Raw genomic sequence first — 7,611 nt, 5'->3', positions numbered from 1 at the left:
CGGATTGCCCAACGGCTGATGGTTGAATGGTCGACAGCGACACCGCGCTCCTGCATCATCTCTTCGAGGTTGCGATAACTCAGCGCGTACGCCGCGTACCAGCGGATACACACCAGAATGATTTCTTTCGGAAATCTCATCCCCTATCTATTGAAGCGGGTGACGTCCATATCGCTGCCCAGTCACCTTTTTCGAATCGATCAATTGTGGCTCGTACTGTCGGGTAGCTCAAGCCCGTCAATTCAACGATCTTCATGATCTTGATGGCCTTCTTGTGCAATCGCACGACTTGCTTGCGCCGCTCGTGGAGTTGCTCCAGAGCTTGGTTTCTTGCGTCTTATTTCCATGACCTTCCAATCAGGAAATTCATGAGAAGTTCAAACTTATTTGGGCCGAATCAATAGAAGAGTGGCGTTTGTGAACTTTCGCAACAAGAATCTTCATCGAACCGCAAAAGTCAATTTGACCTCTGTCAAAAATCAAGCAATTGGACAACCCGAAAGCTGCCTGTCGTGAAGGACTGGATACGCTGCTCTGCCGACCGACAAACAGGAAAAATGATTGTTGTCGCTGAATGACAGCTTCCGAGTTTTTGGCACTGGCGGTGAGCGACGGCATGCGGCGAAATTGAAGGTCCGCTTCCCCACTTTCTGGTGGGCTTCATTCTGACCTGGTGTACGTCGGGTTTGGGTCTTTAAGAGTCGGCCACCAGAAAAACTGGCCAAACTTCAGGCCAACGACGCATAAAGACCTTGGATTCAACCGGTCGATGAAACGAGTCGGTTGAATCGTTCAGAAGTAGCTGGCTACCCCAACGCTTTGCACGGGTCGCCAAAGAGGCGGTCGAGGGGCATGGTGACGTCGACGCGGCTTAGCGCTGCGCCTAGGCAGCATCAGCGCCTTGCCGGACTAACGCCCAACGAGACTATCCAGCGACAATAGCGGGCATGCAATCCAAGCGACCCCATGCTGCGGCGGAATTTCACCACGCCTACTTAGCAGCGCTGCGCAGTCAAACTGAGCCAGCGCACGTACTCGCTGGAATTCTGATCAAGAAGCTCTGCGAGCAAGGGATTGATGGCTCAAAACACTTCGAATCCATCAAACGCTCCGCCGAGCAGCTACTAGCCGCCCCATCAAGTGCCGGGCAGTCCACCTTCGATTTGACGCTGGATGACGAGATCACCGGGAGCCGCTCCATCAATTTTTGCCTGGATGGCGCTGATTTGGATCAGGCCGTAGAAGGGATTACGGACGCCATTGAAAGCGCTTCGCAGGATATCTTCGACTTGCTCAGTCAAAGCGCCTTGCGGAACGTTCTCAAGGACCCGGCCGCACGCCTATTGCACCTGACAAATGAGCGTGATGCTTTCATGCGGCGCCTTGAATTGACCTGGGCCGAGCCCTTCAAGCTGCTGGATATACATGTCGCCCTATGCCAAGAGATCGGCGCCGTGCGCAATCACTGGCTGCGGAAACAACGCCGAAGGGCCAGGGACCTGGTCGTGGTGGACGTCGTCACGCGGCTGCACGGTCGGACCCTACAAGTCGCGGGGGAGGTACAGGCCCTGTTGCGCAACGGGTTCTCCGACGGGGCACTGTCCCGCTGGCGCACGATGCACGAACTGACCGTTACGGCGATGCTGATCGCCGAGCGTGGACCAACCGTAGCGGAACGCTACGTTGCACATGTTGGCGCGGACTCGATCAAGGCTGCCCGCCAGTACCAGCGATTCGCAGCTGTGCTGCAACATCGACGGATCTCTACGCGCGACCAAAAGCGTCTCGATGCGCTGGCGCTCGATCTTGAGCGCAAGTACGGCAAGCCGTTCCTCAATGACTATGGCTGGGCCGCAGACACGCTGAAGAACCCCAATCCGACATTCGCAAGCATTGAGGCTGCGGTCGACCTTGATCGGCTGCGGCCATACTTCAGACTGGCAAGCAACACCGTACACGCCGGGGCGAAAGGCACATTCTTTCGCTTGGGCATCCTCGGCGACCAAGACGGCATTTTGGCGGGCGCCAGCAACGTTGGTCTCCAAGAAGCTGGGCGGCTCGCAGCTCTTTCGCTGGCTCAAGTTACGGCGGTGCTGCTTCTAATCCATCCGAACACCGACAGCATCATCTGGTCTCGTGTGGTCGGCGACATTTTTTCGAAGGTTGAACTGCAATTTGTAAAGACGCAGCGTCGCATCGAGCGGGAAGAGCGCCAGCTTCGGAAGGACGGAACGGGTTAAGTCATGAGCGGACCAGAAAAAAAACCGGCCGACAGCGATTTCGGAACGAGCACATTGGCCAGTGGGCCGGCTGGGACTCATTTCGAAGGCCAGGTCGGTGCGTTCTATTTGCTTGCCATGCTCAGTGGAGCGCCCCCGCGGGGACTTCCGGGCGCCACGATTGATCGTGTCGCCCTGCAACAGGCCAATGTCGGCCGCCCGCTTGATGACGTGATTGTCCATGCACACGACAGCGTTTCCGGCAAGGCGGCCGTCCTCGAGATTCAGGTCAAGCGGTCGATCACATTCGCCGCTGCCGATCCGGTCTTTCGTAAGGTCGTGGGCCAGATCGCCAAGGCGTCGCAACGGCCCGAATTCTTGACGCAGCGCTACGAGCTGGCGATTGCGACAACGAAGGGATCGCGCAAGATCGATGGGGCCTATCAGGATGTCCTCACCCTCGCGCGGCAGACTGGAGATGCCGCCACGTTCTCCGCTCAAATTGGCTTGGCGGGCGCAGCGAACGACGACATGCGCGCCTTCGTCAGAACGTTCAAAAGTCACCTGCGCGATGAAGGTTCGTCGGACGACGACGAGACAGTCTGGCTGTTGCTGCGCCGACTGCAGATTCTGACCTTCGACTTCACGGCCACGGGCTCCGCGTCGCATGACCTGGCGCTGGAACGTGCCGTGCGGGTGCTGCATGCCGATGATGGATCGCGCGCTGGGGCTCTCTGGGTAAGCCTGATTGAGCTGGCAATCGACGTGGCGAAAAGTGGCGGCGAAAAAAGCCGCGAAACGACGCTGCAAGCTCTTGCCCTCCTGGGCTATCGGTTCGTAGGCGAACGCCGGCACGCGGCGGCCCGAAGCGCGCTTGCGGAAGCCTCTCGCCTGGCTCTGACTGACATTCGCAACCGCGTTGGTAAAGTTGTACTTACGCGGCAAGAGCGCATTACCGCTACGCGTGTAGCACTGGATGGCGGGCGCTATGTTGAGGTCCGTGGCGAAGCCGGCGTCGGCAAGTCGGGTGTACTGCGGCAATTGGCTGAGGCGATGCAAGCTGAAGGTCAGGTTATCGTTCTCAGTCCTGGTCGCTGTGTTCCCCGCGGATGGCACGCAATGCGAGCGCAGCTCGGCTTCGACGGTATGCTTCGAGAATTGCTCGTGGAACTCGCCAACGACGGCGGCGCCACCATCTTTGTCGACAACCTCGATTCCTTCAGCGTCGAAGAGAGGCTCACGGTCGTCGACGTTATCGGGGAAGCGTCCTTGGTTCCGGGAGTAGCTGTTGTCGCCACGGCGCGGCCCGAATTTGGGGTTGATGAGCCTAGCTGGCTGCCGAACGACGCACTTGCGCGCCTAGTTCGAACCGAACCGATCACGATAGGTCAGCTGAGCAAGGCGGAAATTGAACAGCTGACGACGACTGATCCTTCGCTCGCGCCGCTACTCGCGGACGGCCATCCCGCACGCCAAGTTGCCAGGAACCTGTTTCGCCTCGCACGACTCGCGGGCCAGCCAGCATCCGCTCCCGTACCGCGCACTGAAGTTGATATGGCAGAGCAGTGGTGGGCCACGGCCGATGGTGCACGCGACAGCGGTTGGCGTGATCGATCTCGACTACTGCTGGACGCAGCCGCGCAGACCTTATCAGGCGCAGACTTTCTCGACGTTGGAGCTCAAGCTGCGGCGCCGATTGACGCGTTGGTTTCCAGCGGCACGCTGCGAAATCTTGGTATCGACCGCGTGGCGTTTCGGCACGATGTACTGCGGGAGTGGGCGATCGCAAATACGCTCCACGCCGATCCTGGGTTAGTCGACCGGCTGAGCCTAGATCGGCCGGCTACCGCAATGTTCGCCCGTGGCGTCGAGCTGGCAGCACGCATGGCAATCGAACGCGCGCGCGATGGCCTTGCCTGGACCGCGCTCGTCGAACGGCTGAGCCGAACAGGCGTTCATCGATCCTGGCGTCGCGCTGCACTGCTCGCACTTGCACGATCCGAAGCTGCAGTGGCACTTCTGCAACGCGCGGCACCCGAACTCCTTGGCAATGGTGCTGCCCTACTGCGAGAGCTGCTCCGAACGGTCATGGCTGTCGACGTGCTCCCGGCAGCAAAGGCGTTCGCGACAACAGGCGTCGATCCGGCGCTCATACCGGCGTCCCTGAATATTCCACGCGGTCCAGCGTGGACCACGCTGATCATCTGGCTCTTGAGCATCGGGGATAGTGTTCCTAACGAAGCCGTTCCAGAGACTGTCGAGCTATACACCGGGTTCTCCGTCGGCACGCTTGGCGTCACCGATATCACGCCGTTTACAACGCGGCAAATCTACCGCTGGCTCAGGCTGATGGAGCCGCGCGATGCCATGCCGGCGCCAAGTGAAGGCCCTGTGTTCTGGGCGCATCTTGATCGCGACGGAGTCCAGTCTCTAAAGTCGGATCTGCGCAACGCGTTCATCATGTTCGCGCGGACGACGCCGGAGCTTGCCGCCGAATATCTGAAGGCTGTGGCGCAGAGCGAGCACAACGAAGAGATAGTGCGCAGCATCCTGAAGCTGCGCGGCACATTGGCGCAAGCGGCTCCGTCGGAGCTGGCTGACCTAACGGCGCGGGCATTGATCGCAAGGCCGCGGCGACGCGACCGGCACTATGACCGCGAGCGTGAAGAGGCATTCACCTATATCGATCACGAATTTCTTCCAGTGTCGCCGGCCCAGGGCCCATTCCTCGAATTGCTAACAAGTTCTCCCAAGGACGGTTTGGCGCTGGTGCGTCGCTTGGTCGCACACGCGGTTGCCCACGGAAGCCGCAGCAGTGACCCTGGATCAGACGCGTTCAGCTTGTCATTTCCTGAAGCCGCACGCACTTTTCCGTGGACGCAGACCTACTTTTGGTCTCGCAACAGCAACTACTACAGCGTCACTTCGGCGCTCATGGCGCTCGAAGCTTGGGCGCACCGCCGGATCGAGGCAGGCGAAACTTTCGAGAGTGTTCTGGCAGACGTGCTCGGGCCGCCCGGCTCATGTGCCACCTATTTGCTTGTAGCAGTGGATCTGATCATCTCCCATTGGCCGAAATCGCTTCACGTGGCGGCGGCGTTTTTAGGTTGCCCCGAACTCTTGTGCATCGATCACACGCGCCAGGTGCACGACCGTGTCGAGATGCCAGATTTCTTTGGCCTTAGCGCATCACGGACTGAGCCACGAGGGGGGGTGAGTGTGGCCGATCTCAAGCGGCGGCCGTCTCGGCGGACAACACTCGATGGATTGATCGGTAACTTCACGTTTCTAGCATCCCCGGAACAGCACGCTAGGCTCGTCGCGCTGCTGGAGGAAGCGGCGGCACGCCTCGGTCCCCCCGACGCGGATGCGCATCTGGGCAACCCGGATTTCATGGGCCTGCACGCGCTGAATCTCGCGGATGTCTCGAATTGGCAGGAAATCGAAGTGACGCTGAAGGACGGCTCTATGGCGACGGTACGGCAGTATGTACCGTCAGCCGCTGAACAGAGCCACATGCAGGCGTTGCAAGATGCCGCGACAGATAGGTCTTTGGATTTCGAAATGCAGTCCGCTCTCAGCCTTGCCGTCGACGATCCCTCCCGGCTATTGCCGGAAGGTCGATCGGCTGCTATGGCATGGGCGCGGCGGCCCTTGACCAAGGTCGAGGAGGACCCAGACGACGATGCTGGCGAGCAGCGCATGCGAAAAGAAGCGGTTTTGGCCGCCGCCATGGTCGCCATGCGCGACGGCGACGACGCCTTGCGCGCCGAGCATGGGGAGTGGGCACGATCCCAACTGGACGAAGCGCTTAAGGAGCTAGACGACGACCCAGCGCGGCAGATTCGAGGGGGCCGGCGCTTCAATCCGACCGCAATCGCATATGCCGGATTGATTCACGCCCTGCAACATCGGCACACGCCGGAAGACGTGCGCGCGCTTCTCGAAATAGCGGCGGCCGGTAATCATGCGGCTGCGCATGGCTTCGGCGCCGCGGTGGCGGCACTGGAGGCCGTCGACGGCCGGCTTCCGCGCGCGATATTGCGATGCGCCCTTAGTGCCTGTGTCGCAGAAAACCGGGTTTGGAACCTACCCCAAGAGGAAGTTGCGGCATGCTCAGCGCGCCGCTTGGCGCGGGCCCAGGCCGCTGCCGCCGCGGAGGTGGCCTGGCTGGGCGCTGCGGGCATGGAGCCGCAGTGGCCGATCTTCCCGGAAGAGCAAGCCCGACCAAAAAGGCGTCTTCGTTTGTCGCGGGGCCATGTTGCCGCGTCGGCCCCCCCAGAGGCAAGAACACCGCCGCCAACAGAACATGTGAATCACCAAGCGGCGGCGCTCTGGCTGCGACAGGTGCGTGGCCTTCCTGACGCTACCCTGCTGACCTGGCTTAGACCGATGGTCAAAGCGTATATGGGCTGGACGACCGTAGCAAACGGTTCCGAACTCGACGACGGGGATGAAACCGATCGCCCACCATCGGAGTGGAACGACACGTTCTTTGCCACGGTTGCTCGCTGCGTCGTAGGTCTGTCATCTGCCGAGGTCTATGAACTGGTCCTGCGGCACGTCATCAAGCTTCCAGAGCGCAATTTCTACGATGTGCTTGTCGACTTTGTGCGCAGCATTGACGCGGTGTATTTCGAATGCGGCGACATTCCGACGCATGTCGCCGTGGACATTCGGAGAGCCTTTGCCGACCACATGTTGAACACCCGTGGATGGGCGCGCCTGAATCGAAGCAAGGACCTATCGGTCGAAATGCACATTGGCCCGGCAATCGCAGTCTTGTTCTTCAACGACCATCATTTTGGGCAAGGTAGTAAATGCTATCTGTATGAAAAGGGCGCGGAGCGGGTCGGACCGTTTCTTCCCGTGTTGGGCAAATTGGTCCAGGCTGGACCATCCCTCGTCGTCGCCCTTGTGCTGCTTAATTTGTTGGAGGTTGCTCCGAGGGTCGAATACGTGGATGTGCTCGTCGCGGCCGCAACCACATGGATTGATGCCTTCCCGGAATTCCGACAACTATGGATCGACCACTGCGTCGGCCGGCGTTGGTGCCTGGTGATGGAAGCCATACGCGCCCGGAGCCCAGAAAGTGTTGGTCATAGTGCCGTCCCCAGGCCTGCCATTGACCGTGTTGTTGCGGAATTGGTAGCCCTAGGTGTGCCGGAGGCGAGTCGGTTGGAGGAAGACCTTAGCAAGCACTAGTACTTCGCTCATTTGCATCAGTGATCGGTACTCGGCCGAGACATTGAGTTCAGTGGCTACCCACGACCGGCAGCAACCACTACACAACAGCCGACAAAGGTCATATTCCACTTTGGCAGACTGAACGACCGGTATCGGAAATTCGGTTGGCTCAATGACTGCAATGGGGCAACTGGCCCCAATGTCG

2 protein-coding genes and 2 pseudogenes are annotated in these 7,611 nt (G+C 59.8%); 2 read left to right on the top strand and 2 right to left on the bottom strand.

Annotated features, from left to right (window positions below; all coding sequences use genetic code 11):
- Positions 1-140, bottom strand: a pseudogene (locus tag B3F77_RS09285) (IS6 family transposase); the annotation flags it as partial.
- Positions 141-169: 29 nt separating this feature from the next.
- Positions 170-319 (bottom strand): annotated as a pseudogene (locus B3F77_RS09280) (helix-turn-helix domain-containing protein); the annotation flags it as partial.
- A 628-nt stretch (positions 320-947) separates the two neighbouring features.
- On the opposite strand from B3F77_RS09280, the gene B3F77_RS09275 reads away from it, so the two are divergent.
- A complete protein-coding gene (locus tag B3F77_RS09275) occupies positions 948-2,240 on the top strand; it encodes a DUF5677 domain-containing protein (protein ID WP_293604683.1) in 1,293 nt (430 codons plus the stop codon).
- A 3-nt stretch (positions 2,241-2,243) separates the two neighbouring features.
- Positions 2,244-7,424, top strand: a complete 5,181-nt coding sequence (locus B3F77_RS09270; protein ID WP_293604682.1) for an ATP-binding protein — start codon at positions 2,244-2,246, stop codon at positions 7,422-7,424.
- Positions 7,425-7,611: the final 187 nt, after the last annotated feature.

This window comes from Polaromonas sp. UBA4122, from assembly GCA_002381615.1.
Classification (GTDB): Bacteria; Pseudomonadota; Gammaproteobacteria; order Burkholderiales; family Burkholderiaceae_C; genus Polaromonas.
This window is presented reverse-complemented; position numbering and strand designations above follow the sequence as displayed.

What these genes read in the sequence shown, in the direction of transcription:
- B3F77_RS09270 (WP_293604682.1), top strand. Translation starts at nt 2,244, where the DNA reads ATGAGCGGACCAGAAAAAAAACCGGCCGACAGCGATTTCGGAACGAGC.
- B3F77_RS09275 (WP_293604683.1), top strand. Translation starts at nt 948, where the DNA reads ATGCAATCCAAGCGACCCCATGCTGCGGCGGAATTTCACCACGCCTAC.